18 protein-coding genes are annotated in these 20479 nt (G+C 39.4%); 1 reads left to right on the top strand and 17 read right to left on the bottom strand.

Features of this window, described 5'->3' with window-relative positions:
- Positions 1–209 precede the first annotated feature (209 nt).
- Complete coding sequence (locus V6670_RS05850) at positions 210–605, top strand: hypothetical protein (RefSeq protein ID WP_338653094.1); 396 nt, start codon at positions 210–212, stop codon at positions 603–605.
- Between the two features lie 419 nt (positions 606–1024).
- Here V6670_RS05850 and V6670_RS05845 read toward each other — a convergent pair whose 3' ends face one another.
- From V6670_RS05845 to V6670_RS05765, 17 genes are all read right to left on the bottom strand, one after another.
- Complete coding sequence (locus tag V6670_RS05845) at positions 1025–1327, bottom strand: rhodanese-like domain-containing protein (protein WP_338653092.1); 303 nt, start codon at positions 1325–1327, stop codon at positions 1025–1027.
- Positions 1328–1423: 96 nt separating this feature from the next.
- Positions 1424–1654 carry an RNA chaperone Hfq gene (gene hfq, locus V6670_RS05840; RefSeq protein ID WP_036124674.1) on the bottom strand — a complete coding sequence of 77 codons (231 nt, stop codon included), beginning with the start codon at positions 1652–1654 and terminating at the stop codon, positions 1424–1426.
- 97 nt (positions 1655–1751) lie between these two features.
- Positions 1752–2654, bottom strand: a complete 903-nt coding sequence (gene miaA, locus V6670_RS05835) for a tRNA (adenosine(37)-N6)-dimethylallyltransferase MiaA (RefSeq protein WP_338653088.1) — start codon at positions 2652–2654, stop codon at positions 1752–1754.
- Positions 2641–3558, bottom strand: a complete 918-nt coding sequence (locus V6670_RS05830) for an alpha/beta fold hydrolase (protein ID WP_338653086.1) — start codon at positions 3556–3558, stop codon at positions 2641–2643. The genes miaA and V6670_RS05830 overlap by 14 nt, the downstream gene beginning before the upstream one ends.
- Before the next feature lie 3 nt (positions 3559–3561).
- Positions 3562–5208, bottom strand: a complete 1647-nt coding sequence (locus V6670_RS05825) for a glycerol-3-phosphate dehydrogenase/oxidase (protein WP_141903517.1) — start codon at positions 5206–5208, stop codon at positions 3562–3564.
- Between the two features lie 18 nt (positions 5209–5226).
- Positions 5227–6720 (bottom strand): glycerol kinase GlpK, encoded by a 1494-nt coding sequence (gene glpK / locus V6670_RS05820; protein WP_338653084.1) that lies wholly within the window; start codon positions 6718–6720, stop codon positions 5227–5229.
- A gap of 18 nt (positions 6721–6738) precedes the next feature.
- A complete protein-coding gene (gene mutL, locus V6670_RS05815) occupies positions 6739–8601 on the bottom strand; it encodes a DNA mismatch repair endonuclease MutL (protein ID WP_338653081.1) in 1863 nt (620 codons plus the stop codon).
- Between the two features lie 19 nt (positions 8602–8620).
- The gene (mutS, locus tag V6670_RS05810; protein WP_338653080.1) at positions 8621–11191 is read right to left on the bottom strand and encodes a DNA mismatch repair protein MutS; all 2571 of its coding nucleotides are present in this window, start codon (positions 11189–11191) and stop codon (positions 8621–8623) included.
- A 128-nt stretch (positions 11192–11319) separates the two neighbouring features.
- On the bottom strand, positions 11320–11967 hold the full coding sequence (gene cotE / locus V6670_RS05805) for an outer spore coat protein CotE (protein WP_170829783.1): 648 nt from the start codon (positions 11965–11967) through the stop codon (positions 11320–11322).
- A 135-nt stretch (positions 11968–12102) separates the two neighbouring features.
- On the bottom strand, positions 12103–12540 hold the full coding sequence (locus tag V6670_RS05800) for a RicAFT regulatory complex protein RicA family protein (RefSeq protein ID WP_058844648.1): 438 nt from the start codon (positions 12538–12540) through the stop codon (positions 12103–12105).
- Positions 12541–14085, bottom strand: coding sequence for a tRNA (N6-isopentenyl adenosine(37)-C2)-methylthiotransferase MiaB (gene miaB, locus V6670_RS05795; protein WP_338653078.1), 1545 nt, complete (start codon positions 14083–14085; stop codon positions 12541–12543). It abuts the gene before it with no gap.
- A gap of 224 nt (positions 14086–14309) precedes the next feature.
- The gene (locus tag V6670_RS05790; protein WP_338653077.1) at positions 14310–15578 is read right to left on the bottom strand and encodes an ATP-grasp domain-containing protein; all 1269 of its coding nucleotides are present in this window, start codon (positions 15576–15578) and stop codon (positions 14310–14312) included.
- A 465-nt stretch (positions 15579–16043) separates the two neighbouring features.
- On the bottom strand, positions 16044–17057 hold the full coding sequence (locus tag V6670_RS05785) for a histidinol phosphate phosphatase domain-containing protein (RefSeq protein WP_338653075.1): 1014 nt from the start codon (positions 17055–17057) through the stop codon (positions 16044–16046).
- A complete protein-coding gene (locus tag V6670_RS05780; protein ID WP_141903510.1) occupies positions 17057–17839 on the bottom strand; it encodes a DeoR/GlpR family DNA-binding transcription regulator in 783 nt (260 codons plus the stop codon). Before V6670_RS05780 ends, V6670_RS05785 begins: the two co-directional genes overlap by 1 nt.
- Positions 17836–18837: an ABC transporter ATP-binding protein gene (locus V6670_RS05775; RefSeq protein WP_141903509.1), complete on the bottom strand. Its 1002-nt coding sequence runs from the start codon at positions 18835–18837 to the stop codon at positions 17836–17838. Before V6670_RS05775 ends, V6670_RS05780 begins: the two co-directional genes overlap by 4 nt.
- A complete protein-coding gene (locus V6670_RS05770) occupies positions 18834–19619 on the bottom strand; it encodes an ABC transporter permease subunit (protein ID WP_141903508.1) in 786 nt (261 codons plus the stop codon). The genes V6670_RS05775 and V6670_RS05770 overlap by 4 nt, the downstream gene beginning before the upstream one ends.
- The gene (locus V6670_RS05765) at positions 19616–20461 is read right to left on the bottom strand and encodes an ABC transporter permease subunit (protein ID WP_170829782.1); all 846 of its coding nucleotides are present in this window, start codon (positions 20459–20461) and stop codon (positions 19616–19618) included. The genes V6670_RS05770 and V6670_RS05765 overlap by 4 nt, the downstream gene beginning before the upstream one ends.
- Between the last annotated feature and the right edge of the window lie 18 nt (positions 20462–20479).

The following is a 20479-nucleotide window of genomic DNA, read 5'->3' as shown; positions in this document are numbered from 1 at the left end:
GCCTAAACAGTAGATTCTACTGTAAAGACATTGTTGGGGGTGCTATTGAACGAAACATACAAAATCCCTCCTTCACCTATATAATTGTAACATATTTCTGAAAATTAAAGAGTAAGTTTTATAAAGAAAGGGGTCACTAATCCCTTCATACTATTATGAGTATGTACAATGTAAGATAGGTCATAAATTTTCTTTGAGGAGGAGTTAGGATGAATGCAAGAGAATTGAGAAATGCTATTGCGGAGACTTGTGAAAATTATGATAGTCACTACGCTCAGTTAGTGAAACCAATCAATCAGTTATTAATGAATGTCAATGCTAACATAAGTAACGAAACAGCGAATATAATCATCGAAAATCTGAAGTTATATTATAGCGGGGATAAATACATGACGGAATGTCACTTCGATGAGAGTGAAAATTTCTTAAAAGATGGTCTTGAGCTTCTTCAAAATGGGGATCTTGCGAATGGTGCTTTACAAATATATGGTGCTGGTTTAAATTTTTCCAGTTATGCTTCAAAGGTTCGTGGGCAAAAAAATGTGAATCCGTATAGTAACTTTGAAAAAAATTTCAGCCTCATCATGAACACACTCCGAAAATAAGTATATAAAAAAGGTGATGTCAATGATAGAAACAGCCACTTTGAAAGGCAAGGGGTTGATTTCCGTTCCGCCAGCGTCCTTTCCAGGGGGCGTCCGATGAGCCGCTTCACTCACTGCGTTCGCTACAAGGTCTCCTCTGTGACGCTAAATCCTCTAGGAGTGACGCTGGCTCCACTCCAATCAACCATATGTAAAAGTGTCTTTTCTCTTTCATACGAGCCGTAGTGAAGACCTTTGCTAAATTTTTATAGATTGGAGTGGAAGGCTACTTGACTCCCGTGGGATAAAGAGACAGGCGAGCCCCTGCACGGAGGAAGCGGCTCGGCGCTCGCTCACAGGAAAGCAAGTAGCCTGCAACGGAAATCCATTTTCACCCTTCACAAAAATGCTATGGATGGTTTTGTTTTTCATTTTGGCATTTATTTAAATTCTAATTCTCCATCGTAAGCTAGCATGCCGCCTTCAAGATTTGTTACATCAAATCCTTGCGCTTCTAAATAAGCACATGCATTAGCAGAACGAGCACCAGCCTTACAAACAACAATATATGACTTTTCTACGTCTAATTCCTCTAAACGTTCCGGGATTGTCCCAAGGGCAATGTGCTTGGCACCAGGAATCATGCCGTGTGCTACTTCATCCTCTTCACGTACATCAATAATATATAGGTCCTCATTTGCATCTAATCGTTCTAGTAATTGTGTTGTTTCCATTGATTTCATGAACTTTTTTCCTCCAAAATTTCAAATTCCACTTACATTATAGCTTGTAACAAAAAAAACAGCCAGTGTGGTGAACACAAGCTGTTTAACAATTTTTTATCCTTCTGTCTCTAAAAACTCTATTTGTTTTGCTGGAACGAATGTAGAAATGGCGTGCTTGTAGATTAGGTGCTGCTTATTTTCAGCATCCATTAATAAAACTGTAAAATTGTCATATGATTTCACAGTCCCTTTTAACTGAAATCCATTTAACAGAAATACAGTTACAAAAACACTGTTTTTACGTAGTTGGTTCAAGAACGTATCTTGCAAGTTGATTGATTTCATCAAATAGCCTCCCCACTAACTTTCTACCTCTTCACTCCTATAGTAGCATGTTCTACCAATTTATCAATTAGTAATTTTTAGAAATTTTTCTTAATTTTTATAATTGTTCATCCGTCGTAATAAAATGGACATCCATTTTATTGCGAAAATAGGTAAGTTGTCTTTTTGCATAGCGGCGTGAATTTTGTTTTAAGCTATCAATAGCTTCTTCGAGGGTACATTTGCCATCCAAATAATCATATAATTCCTTATAGCCAATTGCTTGTATGGACTGCACATTTCGAATATTTTGCTGCCATAAACCTTTGACTTCTTCTAAAAGGCCATTGTCTATCATTAAATCAACACGACGGTTAATGCGGTCATAAAGCACTTCACGGGTCATATTTTGACCTAACCCCAAAATGACATGCTTATATAGAGGTACTTCCCCTCGGTTTTGTGCTTCAGCTGCTTTGGATACACCGCTTAATTCCAGCATTTCTAATGCACGAATGACACGACGCGTATTGTTTGGATGAATCGTCTCCGCTGTTTGAGGGTCTAGTTGTTTTAATTTATCATGCATTGCCTCAGGGCCAAGCTTTGCTAATTCATCATAGTAGGCTTTTCGTGCTTCCTCATCAACTTTCTCATCAGTAAATTGGAAATCATAGAGGACCGCTTGTACATATAAGCCTGAGCCACCTACTATAATGGGTAATTTTTGTCGAGATTGGATTTCTGCAATTTTTGCTCGGACTAATTTTTGATAATCCGCTACTGAAAAAGATTCTGTCGGCTCTAAAAAACTGAGTAGATGGTGTGGTACGCCCTCCATCTCTTCTTCCTTAATTTTAGCAGTCCCAATATCGAGTCCTTTATAAATTTGCATGGAGTCACCATTAATGACTTCACCGTTATATTTTTTCGCCAGTTCAATGCTTAAAGCTGTTTTACCAGAGGCAGTTGGTCCTACAATCGCTACGACCTCTGCCTGCTGTAATTTAGTTTCTATCATATTTTTCTAACCACCGTAATAATACTTGAAAGACCGCTTCTTGATTGTCTTCATTTAAAATTTCATGCCGTTTGTCCTCAAATAAATAAACCGTTACATCTTTTACTCCTACTGTTGCCAATTGTTCAGCAACTGTGTAAACGCCCAGCCCCTGTTCGCCAACCGGGTCTTTACTTCCGCTTATCAAGAGAATGGGAAGATTTTTTCTCATTTTTGCTAATTCTTTTTTACGATTAAGTGTTGCAAAGCCCGTTGTTAAATCGACAAAAAATTGATTGGTTGGAATAAAGCCACAATATGGATCATCTATATACTTCTGCACCTCTTGTTGGACAGAACATAGCCAGTCATAGGCCGTCTTTGGATTTGGAAACTGTTTATTAAAGCTACCAAAACTCAATTGATTTAGCAGCTTACTTTCAGTTTCTTTCCCTAGCCCCTTAGCTAATACCTTGGCTACAATATTTCCAACAGCATGCAGAGCTGTCACATTTCCCGTACCACAGAGAATAACATTGTCTACTTGTTCACCATACAGTTGAATATATCGTCTAGTAATGAATGACCCCATACTATGACCAAAAATAATGAATGGTACATTTGCGTAAGGTGCATGTAATTGCGTGACCACTTCATGGGCATCTTTTACCACACGCTCAAAGCCGTTCTTTTCAGCAAAAAAACCTAACGTGCCATTATAGGCTGCCGTTTCACCGTGACCACGATGATCGTGCATCGTCACGACATAGCCTGCCATATTGAGTGTTTTAGCAAATGTTAAATAGCGACCACTGTGCTCTGCCATACCATGCAAAATGTGAATATGACCAATACATGGCGTTGTGGGCTCCAATGTTCGAGTAAAGACAAAATGTCCATCCGACATTTGAATATAACGCTCCATCCCTTACTCCCCTTTTTTCACAAAATTTGTTGCATCCTTAATGGCTTGCTCTAATTCAGCCATATACTTGTGTTTCTGTTCATCCGTATAATTCAAGTGTTGTTGCATCACTTGAATTACTTGCTGCTTATAAAGCTTGACGGCCTCAATATCAAAGTAAAGCAAGCCTGTACGACGAATAAAGAAGTCGCTCGGTGTATAGACCATTTCCTCTTCCATGCCATACAGTAGCATAGCGTGTAAAGCTAGAGGCATTGTACTGCCATGTTCATGTAAAAATTTAACACGATTAAATAATCCATCTACATTTGTGCCATACTTTTGGACAAGCTGTTTGGCTTCATCATAATTTAAGCCGTATTGTACACCTTCTCGTGCTTTATAAGCCATATAGTCAGGGAAATTAATCGCGTTGATTCCTTTTGCACCAGACAGTGAGAGCTCACGTGTTAAACAAGCACTTGCATGCTTATAACGACGAGCTTTTACAATTTTATCGACAATTGTTTCAGCCATTTGACGATAGCCTGTGAGCTTACCGCCAGCGATTGTCATTAAACCACTTGGCGCTGTCCATATTTCATCTTTCCTTGAAATTTCAGAAGGGTCCTTTCCTTTTTCATAAATGAGCGGGCGTACTCCTGCCCAGGATGATTCAATCGTTTCTCTTGTAATAGTAGCAGTTGGAAAGATTTTTTTAGCAGCCTCAATTAAATAATCTACATCTTGCTGTGTAGCAACAGGGTGTACAAGATTTCCCTCAAAGACTGTATCCGTTGTCCCTATATAGGTTTTGTCATCTCGCGGAATTGCAAAAGCCATACGCCCATCAGGAATATCAAAATAAACAGCTTGCTTCAGTGGAAAATCCTTTTGGTTGAGGACAATATGAACGCCTTTTGTCAGACGCAATTGCTTGTTATCTGTTACTTTATCTTTCTGTCGTACGTCATCTACCCAAGGGCCCGTAGCATTGACAATTTGTGCTGCATGTACATCGAGTATTGTTCCCGTAACATGATCCTTCACTTTAATGCCAACAAGCTTTTTCTTTTTGTAGATAAATTCCGTCATCTCTGCATAATTGAGACACAATGCTCCATATTCTGCAGCCTTTTTCAATACTTCAATCGTCAGACGTGCATCATCCGTACGATATTCAACATAATACCCTCCACCCACAAGTCCATCTTCATTAAGTAAAGGCTCTAATGCTAGGGTTTCTTGGACGTTTAACATTGTTCTACGTTCATGTTTTTTGACACCCGCCAAGCGGTCATAAACCTTTAATGCTATAGATGTTGTAAACGGACTAAGTGAGCCCTTCTTATATAAAGGTAATAGCATTTTTTCAGGTGTTGTGACATGAACCGCATTATCATAAACGATTTCACGTTCACGCCCCACTTCCGCTACGACACCCACATCAAATTGCTTTAAATAACGTAGGCCACCGTGAATCAGCTTGGTTGAACGGCTCGACGTACCAGCTGAAAAATCCTGCATGTCAATTAATGCGACAGAAAGGCCTCTTGATGCGGCATCTAATGCAATTCCTGCACCTGTAATACCACCACCAATGACTAATACGTCAAAGCTATAGTGCTCTAGATAATATAAAATTTTTGGACGATGCTCAAATGAAAACATACCTTTCTCCCCCAATAGCTATGATTTAAAAATTCGTGTGGCCTCTACAGCCTTTTGCCAGCCAGTGTAAAGAGCTGTGGCTTGCTCGTCCTCCATTTGTGGTTGGTAGGTTTGGCCACTCACCCATAATGCAGATAAGGTCTCTTGGTTTGGCCAAAAGTTTGTGGCAAGACCTGCTAAATAGGCTGCACCTAGTGCTGTTGATTCATTAAGCTGTGCTAGCTCAACTTGTAGCTGTAAAACATCACTTTGGAACTGCATTAAAAACTGATTTTTAACAGCCCCACCATCGACACGGAGTACTTCAATCGGGGTACCCGCTGCATCTTCCATTGCATCCAGTACATCCTTTGTTTGATAGGCTAATGATTCAAGTGTTGCCCGGATGAAATGCTCTTTTGATGTTCCTCGTGTTAAGCCAAAAATGGCACCACGAGCATCTGTATCCCAATAAGGAGTTCCTAGACCAACAAAGGCAGGGACAATGTAGACACCATCCGTGTTCTTCACCTTTTTAGCATAGGTTTCGGAATCCTCAGCAGTACGAATCATAAGTAGCCCATCTCGTAGCCATTGGATTGCTGACCCTGCTACAAAAACACTACCTTCTAATGCATAGGTCACTTTTCCATCTATCCCCCAAGCAATAGTCGTCAGTAAACCATTTTCAGAGGTCACTGCTTGCTGGCCTGTATTTAATAGCATAAAACAGCCAGTACCGTAAGTGTTTTTAGCCATTCCTTTTGTAAAGCAAGTTTGACCAAAAAGAGCGGCTTGTTGATCACCTGCAATCCCTGCAATCGGAATTTTTTCACCAAAGAAAATACTTGGTGCTGTTTCCGTGTATATTTCAGATGAATTTTTCACTTCAGGTAGCATTGACATTGGAATAGCTAAAAGCTGACAAAGCTCATCATCCCATTGCAATTCATGAATATTGTAAAGCAATGTTCGAGCTGCATTTGAATAGTCGGTTACATGAGCCTTTCCTTTTGATAATCGCCAAACAATCCAAGAATCAATCGTCCCAAATAGCAAATCTCCATTGTTAGCCATTGCGCGTGCGCCATCCACATTGTCTAAAATCCATTTAATTTTTGTTGCAGAAAAATAAGCATCTAGGCGTAGCCCTGTTTTTTGCTGAAAAAGCTCTTCATGGACTTGATCTTTTAAGGTATTCACAATGTCCTGTGTTTGGCGCGATTGCCAGACAATCGCATTGTAAATGGGCTGACCTGTCTTTTTATCCCATACAACTGTCGTTTCGCGTTGATTGGTAATGCCAATGGCATGTACCTCACTTGCTTCGTGCCCACTTTCGGTTAAGACAGCCGCAATAACAGCTAGAATAGAACCCCAAATTTCATTTGCATTATGCTCTACCCAGCCAGCCTTCGGAAAAATTTGCTGAAATTCTTTTTGTGCGACATGAACAATTTCACCTTTTTTATTAAATAAAATAGCCCTTGAACTTGTCGTTCCTTGATCAATCGCTAAAATAAATTCGCCCATTCAACTTCCCCCTTGTCACTACATAACCCGTTTGAACATTTTTTCAACTTCATACGATGTAAAATGAATAAGCACTGGACGTCCGTGAGGGCATGTAAATGGATTATCTGCATTGCGTAAATCTCGTAGCAATGTTTCCATTTGTTCTTTTGTTAAATAATGATTGGCTTTGATCGATTTTTTACAGCTCATCATAATCGCCGCTGCTTCACGTAATTTTTTGACATCGGCCTTTTTCGTTGTTAGCACCTGTTCAATTAAATCCTCAATGATTTCCTGCTCTTCTCCTTGTGGGAACCAACTTGGGTGCTCACGTACAACAAAAGATGACTGACCAAATTCCTCTAAAAATACACCTACAGCTTCTAGCTCATGCTTGTATTCTCGTAAAATAAGTGCTTCATCGGCCGCATAGTGGAAAGTTAGTGGAAGCAATAATGCTTGACGTTCATGCGGATTGACTTGACCGACCTTTTCACGGAAAAATTCATATTTAATGCGTTCCTGTGCAGCATGTTGATCAATTAAATAAAAACCATCTTCCATTTGTGCAACAATGTATGTGCCATGGATTTGCCCAACTACTTCTAGTTCAGGAAATGGTTCTTTCGTAGACTCATCCTCAATTACTTCTTGTTGTTCTACACTGGTTACTTGTTCAACAGTCTCAGTCTCCAATCGCAGATCGGGCTGCCAGCTATCCTCTATCACAGTAGGTACAGGCTCTGGCACGACCAACTGTTCACGATTGCTCTCTTGAATGGTTTGGACATCATATAGTTTCTCAACAATTGCATGCATCTTCTCTACATCTATTTTGGGAGCAGGCTTCCAAATATTAAGTTGCTCATTAGTAGGTTTGACACTTTTTTCTTTCTTCTCCATCTGAGGTACACGAATAACGCTGCGTATTTTTTCACGGATGGTTTCCTCGATTAATTTCAAAAGCTCTGGCTCTTTACTTAAACGAATTTGATGTTTCGCAGGATGCACATTGACATCTGTTAAATAAGGATCTCCCTCTATATAAAGGACAACAATCGGATAGCGTTCGATGGGTAAATACGTATGGTAGGCATCCACAACCACTTTTTGCACTAAATAATGCTTGACCCAGCGACCATTAACAAACAGAGACATATAATTTTTGGAAGCACGTGTCACCTCAGGTAAGGACACAAAGCCAGAAATTCGATAATCATATGATTCGCCTTGGAACGGCACCATCTTCTTGGCATTATGTAAACCGTAAATAGCAGCCAGTACTTGTTGCACATCTCCTCGCCCATTGGTTTGCAATAATTGTTGACCATTATGCAGTAATCTGAATGCAATTTGTGGATTGCTAAGTGCTAGGCGATTCATTAGGTCTATCGTATGCCCAAGTTCAGTTTGAATAGTTTTCATATATTTTAAGCGTGCGGGCGTGTTAAAAAATAGCTGAGATACCGTTAAATCCGTACCTTTACGCAAAGGACCAGGCTTATGTGTTAGGATATGTCCACCTTCAAGCTCTAAATGCGTTCCAGATTCACCATTTGATGTTATGAGCGTCATTTTAGAAACAGAAGCAATGGATGCCAATGCTTCCCCACGGAAACCGAGTGTACGAATGCGGAATAAATCATGTTCCTGATGAATTTTACTAGTAGCATGGCGAGAAAATGATATCAATGCATCCTCTTCATCCATACCATTACCATTATCTATTACTTGAATGGAAGTGAGACCCGCTTCTAGTAAAAAAACATCAATGGACGTACTCCCCGCATCAATGGCATTTTCCACTAGCTCTTTGACAACAGAAGCTGGTCTTTCTACTACCTCTCCTGCTGCGATTTTATTGGATAGCCACTCGTCCATAATTTGTATGTTTCCCACTAACGTATCACTCCTTTATCTATTTTTTTACGTTGATTAGCTCTTGCTGTAGCTCATATAAAATATTCATTGCCTGCATAGGTGAAGTGCCTAAAATATTGACTTTTTCTAATTTTTTTAGCACCTCTGCCTCGGCTGGTGAAATCGGCTCTTCCTCTGCAAATAAAGACATTTGTAAGGGTTGTTCAGCCATGACCTGTGTTTCAGCAACTACTTCTTTCCCAGCCTCAAAATTCTCCAGTAAAACACGCGCTCTCGCTAAAATTTCTTCTGGCAATTGTGCGAGCTGTGCCACATGAATACCATAGGATTTATCAGCGGCTCCTTTTTTCACCTTATGCAAGAACACAACCGTTCCATTTTTTTCAGTAGCCGATACATGGACATTTTGTAAGCGAGGTAAATCCTTTTCCAGTGCCGTTAATTCATGATAATGCGTAGAAAACAACGTATTTGCACCGATTTTATCATGAATATATTCCATCATCGATTGTGCCAAACTCATGCCGTCATAAGTCGATGTGCCACGTCCGATTTCATCAAATAGCATCAAGCTATTTTTTGTTGCATGCATAATAGCATGTTGTGATTCAAGCATTTCTACCATAAATGTGGATTGTCCTGCTGCTAAATCATCAGCCGCTCCAATGCGCGTAAAAATTTGATCGGTAATAGGCAGTTTCGCCTTTTCAGCAGGTACATAACAGCCCATTTGCGCCATAACAACAATTAAGGCTACTTGGCGCATATAAGTACTTTTACCAGACATATTCGGCCCTGTAATAAGCATCATATTATGCTGCTCTTCTAGCACACAATCATTTGGTACATACATTTGCTTATTTAACATTTTTTCAACAACTGGATGTCGTCCCTCTATAATTTCGAGCGCACGTCCACCATGAAATTCTGGTTTTGTAAAACGATATTTTTCTGAAACACTTGCAAAGCTTAGTAAAACATCTAGCTCACTAATACTTGCTGCAAGTGCTTGTACACGTGGGATATATGCCTTTAATGCCTCTCGAATTTCCACAAACAGATTGTACTCTAATGTTAAGCTTTCTTCCTCTGCATTTAAAATTAATGCTTCTTTTTCTTTTAGTTCGTGTGTAATATAGCGCTCTGCATTCGCCAACGTTTGTTTGCGCTCATAGCGTGTTAAGTCAGCTAAATGAATATTCGATTTTGTAATTTCAATATAGTAACCAAAAATTCGATTATAGCCTATTTTTAAATTTTTAATGCCTGTTTTCATTCGCTCTTCTTGTTCAAGTTGGGCAATCCAATCTTTACCGTTGCGAGCAGCATAGCGTAGTTCGTCTAAGCGCTCATTGTAGCCATCACGGATGACATCCCCTTCTTTAATGGTAATAGGCGGATTATCAGTGATCGCCATTGCTAATAAAGCCTCGACATCTGTGCATGTATCAAGTGCTGCACCTAATTGCTGTAACGTCTCTTTATTTGCCCCCATCAGCTGCTGCTGAATAGCTGGCACTTGGCGCAATGAATCACGTAATTGTGCTAAATCACGTCCGCCTACATTGCCAAACGCAACACGACCAGCCAAACGCTCTAAATCATAGACTTGTTTTAAGGAAGCTTGTAGCTCAGTGCGCACAAAATATTCTTCCAATAAATCCGTGACAATCGCCAGCCTGTCCTCAATCGCTGTACGAGTAGCCAGTGGCTGATGTAGCCATTGTTTTAATTTTCGCCCACCCATTGCTGTCACGGTATCATCTAATAGCCATAAAAGTGTTCCTTTTTGGTCTCCACCACGAATCGATTGAATCAACTCTAAGTTTCGTTTGGAGCTAGAATCAATGCGTAAATAATTTTTAATTTCATTAAATGAGAAAGCTTGAATATGCGATAAAGAGCGCATTTGTGTTTGATCGATATACGCTAACAAACGAAGACAGGCAACTTGTAATGGCTGAGGTACGGCTTCTAAATAGCTTGCTGCTTTGTCCATAGGCATTTCATCCACTTCAACTGACAGCACAATCCCAGCATGAACGGCGTGCTCTGCTAATAGTAGCTGTAAACTATCCGTTACAATAAGCTCTCGAATACCATAAGCCTGCATTTGCATTAAGAGGGCTTTTCCATCGCCTTCAATAGACGAAGCCACTGCTTCACCTGTCGATAAATCTAAATAGGCATAGCCAAATGTCGTGTCATCTAATTGCTCTGCTGCCCCAATAAAATGGTTGGTTTTACCGTCAAGCGCCTTACCTTCCATAATGGTTCCTGGTGTGATAAGCTGAACCACTTCACGTTTGACCACACCTTTTGCTTGCTTTGGATCTTCTGTTTGTTCACAAATCGCCACTTTATAGCCCTTTTGCACAAGTGTTTCAATATAATTTTTAGCCGAATGATGCGGCACACCGCACATTGGTATTCGCTCTTTTGCGCCTGCATCTCGGCTCGTTAATGTAATCTCTAAAATTTGTGAGGCATTGATGGCATCCTCAAAAAACATTTCATAAAAGTCACCTAATCTAAAAAATAAAAAGGCATCTTTGTAGTCTTCCTTTACCTGTAGATACTGTTGCATCATTGGTGTATATGTTGTCATATAATTATTTACCTCGCTCTTACCATATAGATATTTTTATTATAACAAAAGATACATGCGAAACGCTTCCTTCACCTTTTTTAAGATGCTAGCATTTCGCATGTATCAAAAAATGATGTTTTTTAGACTTATCTTGGTCGTTCATCAGGAAACGATGAGGACTCTAACACATACCTGCTTTCTCCATCAGAGCTGGAAGATGAGCTGGAGCTTGATGAGGAGGATGAAGAACTTTCATCATTAAAGCTCCAATCTTCTTCATAGTCTAATGGATGGACACTAATACAAATTGTTGTTTCACCCATTACTTCGACAACTACTTCACGTTCTACAACAATTTCAAACTTCGTACCACATGGAGAGATAATCGCTTCAATACAATTTGGTTCTTGTATCACACGTACACGAACATCATCACCAACGCTAATTTCACCTTCACGATAATGAAGCTTCACTTTGTCTTTATAGTGAACCGTTTCGGAAAACACAGCTGTTTTCGAATGGTTACTATAGGCATACCACACATTGACATCAAATTTCCCAGTTACTTCTACAAATTTCCCGACTCTTTTCGCAGAGCAAGTATGATTGATTACCCAGCATCCTAAAATACTTGTCGGTTTATTTGTTGGTGATAATGTTACACGTTCTTCCGTTCTCTTCTTCCCTTTGGCAACTACTGCTTTCGTCACGATTTGTCGTAAACGTTTCAGCGCAATTCCTCCTTCGACTCTTTTCACTCCATCATATGCAGGTAGCGCCCATTGGGTGAACATATATTTTTAGGGAATGAAAAGTATCGTCCAAATCTTTTTCCGTGAGAGGTCTGCTATAGCGTGGGAATGCTTCAATAGAAGAAGACATGAAAAAAGCTCGAATGCTGTCATTCGAGCTTTGATTTCGAGGATTTATTAAGAGCAGCTACCTGGTTGAGTATTTTCTACGTATGAACCCGTTTCACCACGAAGAACATCGCCACCAGTTGAGCGAACAATTTCATTTGTAACATTATTTGCGATGGTATTCGATACCAGTTGCAATAAATCATTGACATCGCCTTGTGATTCTTTAAATTGTTGCACAACTGGGATAGCATTAATTTCTTCTTCGATTTTAGCAATTTTATCTTCAATCATTTTTAATGCTTTTTCTTTCCCTAAGTGTTGGAAATTAACCGCCTGTTTTTGTAAGCTTTTTAAGCTTGCAATACGTTCACGTACTTGTTGATTTTCATTAATTTGTGCTTCTGCCTTTTTGAAAAATTCAACCTCTGGTGTATTTGCAATCATATGTGCAATTTCATGTGATTTTTTAATTAAATCTTCTTTTGTATATAACACTTGTGTCATTTACGCTTCCACCTTTTCATTTTTTACGACTTCCACAAATTCACCAGTAAGTGAATAAGATGTAGTCTCTATTATTTTTACTTTTACTAATTGACCAATTACTTCTGCTGGTGCTTTAAAGTTAACTAAACGATTTTTCCGCGTATAGCCCGCTAGCACATCGTCTCGTCGTTTACTTGTACCTTCAACTAATACTTCGACAACCTCACCATTTAAACGTTCTAATGCTTTGCGTGAGTATTCACCCACCACTTCATTTAAACGTTGAAGACGCTCTTTTTTCACCTCTTCAGGTACATTGTCGACCATTTTGGCAGCTGGTGTTCCTTCACGAGGAGAATAAATATACGTAAATGCAGCCTCAAAGCCAACTTCACGATATAAGGACAATGTTTCCTCAAATTGCTCCTCTGTTTCATTCGGATAGCCAACGATAATATCTGTTGTTAATGTTACTTCAGGTATTGCGGCTTTAATTCTGTCTACTAAACCAAGGAAATGCTCACGTGTGTATTTACGCGCCATAATTTTTAGGACGTCATTCGAGCCAGATTGAACTGGTAAATGGATATGCTCCACTAAGTTGCCACGCTTTGCAAGGACTTCGATTAAATGATCATCAAAATCACGCGGATGACTCGTAGTAAAACGGATACGTGGAATATCGATCTTTCTTAATTCATCCATTAAATCGCCAAGACGATAGTCGATATCCTCAAAATCCTTCCCGTAAGCGTTGACATTTTGTCCCAGCAGCATAATTTCTTTATAGCCCGCAGCCGCTAACTCACGAACTTCGGCAATGATTTCCTCTGGACGACGACTACGCTCTTTACCACGAGTATATGGAACGATACAATACGTACAGAATTTATCGCAACCATACATAATATTAACCCAAGCCTTAATGGAGCCAAGGCGTTTTTTCGGCAGATTTTCAATGACATCGCCTTCTTTAGACCAAACCTCAATCACCATTTCCTTCGACATATAGGCTTCTTTTAAAATGTTTGGTAAACGGTGAATATTGTGCGTACCAAATACCATATCGACGTGTGGATAGCTTCTTAAAATTTTATTAACAACAGATTCCTCTTGCGACATACAGCCACAAACCCCGATAAGCATCTCAGGGTTTTTTCGTTTATATTTCAGCAGGAAACCCAGTTCTCCAAATACTTTGTTTTCTGCATTTTCACGAATAGCACATGTATTCAGCAAGACAACGTCAGCCTCTTCAATCATCTCTGTTGGTGTGTAGCCAAGCTGCATAAAAATCCCGGCCATCACTTCTGTGTCATGCTCATTCATTTGGCAGCCATAAGTACGAATATAGAAGGTGCGATCTTTGCCCATTCCTGCGAACTCTTCTGCAATGCTAAAATCCTTATGATACTTGACATCTTCTTTGCCACGTTTTTTAGCATCTTTTAAGGAAGGTGCTGTAAAGACCTTCTCAAAATATTTACTATAATCCTTTTCAGGCTTGTCTTCTTTTTTTGGTTGATTGACCTGTTGATTAGCTAAGCGTTGTTCCTCATTCATCGCAATCAGGTAACTCCTTTCAAACGAAATCCATGCACTTGAATTCCCATTTTATTATTATACTGAATAGTTGATACTTCCTACAAGGTTTGCGCCTCAAATGTCGTGGTTTCGACTTAATTACATGATGATAGGAGTAATTATCCATCAGCTTTGGCGTTCTATCCTTCATTTAGGGTTTTATATCCTTCAGTTTTGAAGCACTATCCTTTCGTTTACATATGCTAACCATCGCTTTCATTAAAATACTTGCTGTACTTTACATGTAAGTACTGATTATACAATTTCAGCTTCATCCAACGCTTAATATTCATATCTTCTTTATAAAGTAATGCATCTGTGTATCGTCCTTCTTTCACTAATTGCTTTGCTTCTAATTTTAATTTTTCATTGTTCATGTGTTTAAATAAAGTTTTTAGCGGAAGTAGTGACCATAGATGCTTAGTTTGGACATACGTTCGTTCATGATGAACGCCAAGCAAATAATCATCCACCATATACTGCATTAAATTATGACCGCTCGCCGTCACATAGTAGCTGGAAGCCCCCGCTCGCAAATTCATTTCAAATAGCTTATAGTTCCCGTCTCGAGCATCATATTTCATATCAAAATTAGCAAAACCTGTATAGCTAATGTCCTCTAAAAAGTATCCAATGGAATCCATTAGCTGCTCGTCGTAGTCTGTCATGACAGCTAAAGAAATACCTTTATTTTGCGGAGAAGGGTCTTCAAGCAGTTTATTGCTGACACACATCAATTTGACTTTGTGATCTCTTCCTACAAATACATCTAGTACACGAATAGAAGAATCATCACCTGGAATAAATTCTTGAACAATCAAGGAATCTTCATAGCTAGAACGATAAATACTGCGAATAATGTGCTGCATCTCACTGGCGTTATTTGCAAGAAATATTTTTTTCTTTTCGGGAAATGAACAGTGCGTATATGTCACTGAATTGGAAGGTTTAATGATAATGGGATACTGGAAAGGGAGTTCGCTGACTGCGTGATGCTCATTAGTTATGATCATGGTTTTGGGGTAGTTTAGCTTATACTGATCACAAAGCTGATAAAATTTTTCCTTCGTTTGCACCTTCTTTAGTAAAGCTTGATCTATATAAGGTAAAATAAAATATTTTTCAAGCCGTTCTTTATTTTCAATGATAAGCTCTGCATAATAGCAGTCACAAACGATTAAAATCAATTTATTCTGTTGGCACTGCATAGCAACCCCGATTAAAGCTTGTACAAAATGGACAGGGTCATCTAGATGCTCTACATAGTGAAAATCCAGAATGCTACTATTTTGCGTAGCAATTCCCTGTGAGCCTCCCAAAATGAGTGAACGCATTGTTGGCCCTTTTACAGTGGGCTCAATAACAAGACTCTTGATACGATACGCTTCATAAAAAGAGCGGGCCACCCCGTAGGCATGCTGACCCGATTGTATAATAATAGGTAAAAAGGGTTGTTCTTTTATACATGTCAATTTGACTCGCCTCACATTATAAAAATGATTTTAATCATTTGTATGCAAGCTACATTATACTTATGTAACAGAATGAAAAGGCACTATTATGTAACTTTAGTGCCTTTTCATAGTGTTGAAAAACAAAACTAACTTTTTAGCAAAGGTTCAAGTGAAGGTATTCACTACTCTTTATGGAGGGGTGTTGCCACACATCACTTCTCTACATTGAAAATAAGAGGCTATCCTCTCTTATATATAAATAATGGGCTATTTTGTTCAGGAAAAGACATTTTTACAGAATGGTTGATTGGAGTGGAGCCAACGTCACTCCTAGGGGATTAGCGTCACAGCTGAGACACTGGAGCGAACGGAGTGAGTGAAGCGGCTCGTCGGACGCCCCCTGGAAAGGACGCTGGCGGAACGGAAATCAACCCCTCGCCTTTCAAAATGGCTGTTTCTGCTGTTGACATCACCTTTTTTCCATCACGTTAATGCTATCATTTTTTTGACTCGCTCCTCAAAAGCAACAATTGCTTGAACACCATGACTTTTTAGTAGCTCGGTATTAGCACTTGTATATTTACCTAGATCATCAGGGAAATGCGCATCAGAGGATATAGTAAAAGCCACTCCATGGTCAAGTAAGGTTTGTAAAAAACGAGGGCCTGGGCACATTTCCTTTACAGGGTAACGATAATACAGCCCAGCATTGATTTCAGTGGCAGTTTGAGTTGTCGTTAGGGCCTGGGCAATCCGTTTATACCAGGCATCAAGAAAAGCATGATTCTCCACCTGATAATTAAATACTTTAAAATTATCTAAATGTGCAACAAAATCAAACATATTGGAATGAATCATTTGCTCGACAACCTTAAAAAATTGCTCATAACTTTGTTGTAAAGCAGACTGATCCATTTGCTCAAAAAGATGTTGTGTTTGAGGATTATCAAAGCCCCAGCCGTCAACAAAATGGACAGAACCAATCACATAATCCCAAGGATAACCAGCTAATAAAGCAGCTAATTGCTCTTCCCCGCCAATAAAATAATCTGCCTCTATACCCAGTCTCAAAGTAATGCCATGTTGACGCCATTTTTCCTTCGCCTGTTGGATGGTCGTCACAAAGGCATCTATATTCTCTGTCATCACGCGATCTAGCCAATAGCGCTGTACTTGACCAATCTCACTATCATCCAACCTCATAAAGCGTTCGAAATAGGCACGCGTTTCTTGAAAACGATATAAATGATCGACAATGCCTACCTCACGCAAGCCAAGCTGCTTGGCCTGTTCGAGATATAAATCCAACCATTCCTCACTATAACAGCCCTTTTGTACTCGCTGTGCTAACCGCTGTACTTGATAGAACATTTGTTGCTTGGAGCCTTTTTTCGCCTCATCCTCATGCTGGAAAAACTCCAGTGCCTGTGATGTACGCTCTAGCCAGCGAAATGAATAGGGTCCCTCTTCTAAATGTACATGATAATCAATTGTCATCAGCTTTTCCCTCCATTACATACCGTCCATTTTTCCTCATAGGCTTGCCATTCTAATGGACAAGTGCTTTCACAAAGAATTTCTGTACATTCATCAAGATGACAAATTCGAAAAAATGATTTGCCATTTATTTTGGTTGCATCGGCTAATAAATAACTCACTTTACTATGCTTGAGCATCTTCTTAGAAATAAGGGATTCATCCAAATCGTAATCATAAACAATGCCCTCACTAATACCACCGCACGATAAAAATGTCTTATCAAAATTCATATTATCAAGCATCTCTAAAGTCATAGCGCCTGCAACTGAAGATTGTTTTGGATTCGCAGTGCCTCCCAGTAATATGACCTTGCCTGTCATACGTCGTTCTTCTATGGCTAAATTAAATTGTATTGCTGCTGCAATCGAGTTCGTTACAACCGTTATATCATCAACCGCTAGTAAAAAATCTGCCATATGGACCGTTGTCGTACCTGTATCAATTGCAATGGTATCGCCATCACAAATACGTTTTGCTGCCATACGAGCAATTTGGCGCTTTGCCTCTTTTTGCATTTGCAGCTTGCGTAAAAATACGGGCTCGTTGCGCACGTTCGTATATTTAATAGCCCCACCATGGACTCTTGATAATAAATGCTGCTGCTCTAATTCATCAAAATCTCGGCGAATTGTTTCTGGTGCCACCTGAAGAGCATCGGCAATATTGGCAACAATGATTTTCCCGTCTCTCTCTAATTGCTTTAATATAAAATCAAATCTTTCAAGTTTGGCGTACGTCATGATAGTGCAATCACATCTTCTTTTGCGACATAACAGTTATAGGATTTGCCCATTTCGATCGAATAGCCTTGTTGATGTAGTTGTTCCATTGTAAACACCGTTTCACCATCAAATGTAGTACGAATAATATTGCCACTCATTAATGATTGTTTAGCGATCCCTACTAGACACATATCTCCTTCTCGTTGATTGAGATGCAGTGCTTCTGGTCGAATGGCAAATTTAGAGGCTTGCTCGATTAAAGATTCTCCAAGCATGTTTTCTAAAGTCTCGCGTGTAAAGACATTATAATGCCCAATAAAGTTTGCAATAAATTCATTATTCGGTCTTGTATAAATCTCTGTTGGTGTACCGTTTTGAGCAATGCTCCCATTATTCATGACAAATATTCTGTCTGAAACGGCCATAGCCTCTTCCTGATCGTGTGTTACCAAAATCATTGTCATATTGAGCTTACGTTGAATAGCTCGTAAATCTGCTTGTAGCTTCTTGCGAATTTGAGCATCGAGTGCACTAAGGGGTTCATCTAATAGCAGCACTTTAGGACGGACGATTAACGCACGTGCCAGAGCAACACGCTGCTGTTGCCCCCCCGATAATTCTTTCGGGTAAGCATTGGCTTTCTCACTTAGATGAACGAGGGCTAGCATTTCTTGAACACGCTGCTCGATGTCTGCCGCATTGACTTTTTGCATGCGCAAACCAAAGGCAACATTTTCTTGCACAGTCATATTAGGAAAGAGTGCATAGGATTGAAAGACCATGCCCACTTGACGATCCTTTGGCTGTACGCCACTCATATCTTTTCCTTCAATTGTAATTTTACCAGACGATGCATCTGTTAAGCCTGCCACAATGCGTAAAATGGTGCTCTTGCCACAGCCACTAGGACCTAACAATGTAATAAATTCACCCTTTTGGATATTCATCTGAATATTGCTTAAAACCGTTGCTTGTCCGTATTTTTTATGAAGCCCTTCAATAATAAGATAACTCATAGATTTGTAGCACCTTTCGATCGTTTTGTTACAATGGCAATGACAAATGTTAATAGACCCATTAGCACGATATAGATAAAAACAACTGCACTTGCAATATGTCCACTTGTGCTAAGCTTTTTCATTAAGTAAATTTGAACTGTTTCAAAGCGAGAACCAACCACAAGGTTAATCAAAACAAATTCACCAAATAAGACGGAGAATGATAACAAAGCACCTGCAAATAAGCCTGGATAAACGGTAGGCAGTAGAATTTTTGTGAAAGCCTGTCTTTTCGATGCACCAAGCAATTGGGCCGCATCAAGTAGCTGCCTTGCATCTATATTTCTTAAACTATTTCTTGTTCCTTGATAGATATAAGGAAGAATACCCACCACATAGGCTCCTAGAACAACGAATATCATTGGTATACCTATTTGGCTATACACTCGAATGAGCCCTACAGCTAAAATGATTCCAGGGAAAGAATAGACCATGACCACTGCTATCTGTATCCATTTTTCGTATGTAGGAAAGTACAAGACAATAACGAAAATGGCTGGCACAATGACAAGGAGTGCAATACTAACCGCACCACTTGCTAATAACACAGAACGGCCAAATGCCTGGATAAAATCGGTATCCTGAAACAATGTGGCAAGCCATTTTAGTGTAAGTCCTTCTGGTAATATCGTTTTATTCCATTTCGATGCAAATGCATAAAGCGTCGTTGCCAATACTGGCAATAGTAAATACCCTACTAACAGGAGGAAAAAGAAATCAGCCAAGCCTCGCTTTTTCATTTTACTTTCCTCCTTGTTTTAGAGATGCTCCACTCACTAATTAGCATGGCTGTCACCATTGTCACTGCTAATATAACTGCAATGGCACTAGCTAGCTCTGGCTGAGCAAAAATATCACCTTTTATTAAGGAACCTATACGAATTGCCACTAAATTATAATTACTGCTTGTTAGAGCATAGGCAGAGGCATACGCTCCCATTGCATTAGCGAATAACACACTAAACGTTCCTACAATCCCAGGTAACATAACTGGCAAACCAATCTTCAGCCAAAATTGCCAACTAGACGCTCCTAATAAAGCTGCTGCCTCCTTCCACTGTTGCTGAATCCCATCATAAATGGGATATAACAACATAAGCGATAATGGCAGCTGGAAGTAAATATAAATAAGTAACAAACCGCCCCAGCTATAAAGAGAAAAGGATGTCAAAGCATCAATGTCCCATTTTTCAAATAACAATGTAAATAGACCACTATTACCAAGTAAAACGATAAAAGCAAATGCTAGTGGTATACCTGAAAAATTGGATGTTAAGTTCGTTAGTATTAAAATTTTCTCCCGTACTGGCTCAGTCAACTTCATCATGGCATAAACAGCGAACAATGTGACTACTAATGCAATGACAGCCGATACAACAGACAATGTAATACTATTTTTAAAGCCTTGCAAAATATAGTCGTTCGTAAAAATAGACTCGTATTGTGTTAATGTAAAGCCCTCACTATTTTGAAAGCTCGTAATAAGCATATACAGTAAAGGTACTAGGAAAAATAATAAGAGTAGAACAAGAAAAGGCGAAAGCCAGGCAATGGACTGCCGCTTCGATATCAACACAACCACTTCTTTCTATAATTACTT

It is taken from the genome of Lysinibacillus sp. Y5S-8 (assembly GCF_036894365.1).
GTDB classification, from domain to species: Bacteria; Bacillota; Bacilli; order Bacillales_A; family Planococcaceae; genus Lysinibacillus; species Lysinibacillus fusiformis_D.
Note: the sequence above shows the minus strand (reverse complement) of the source record. Positions and strands in the feature narration are given on the sequence as shown.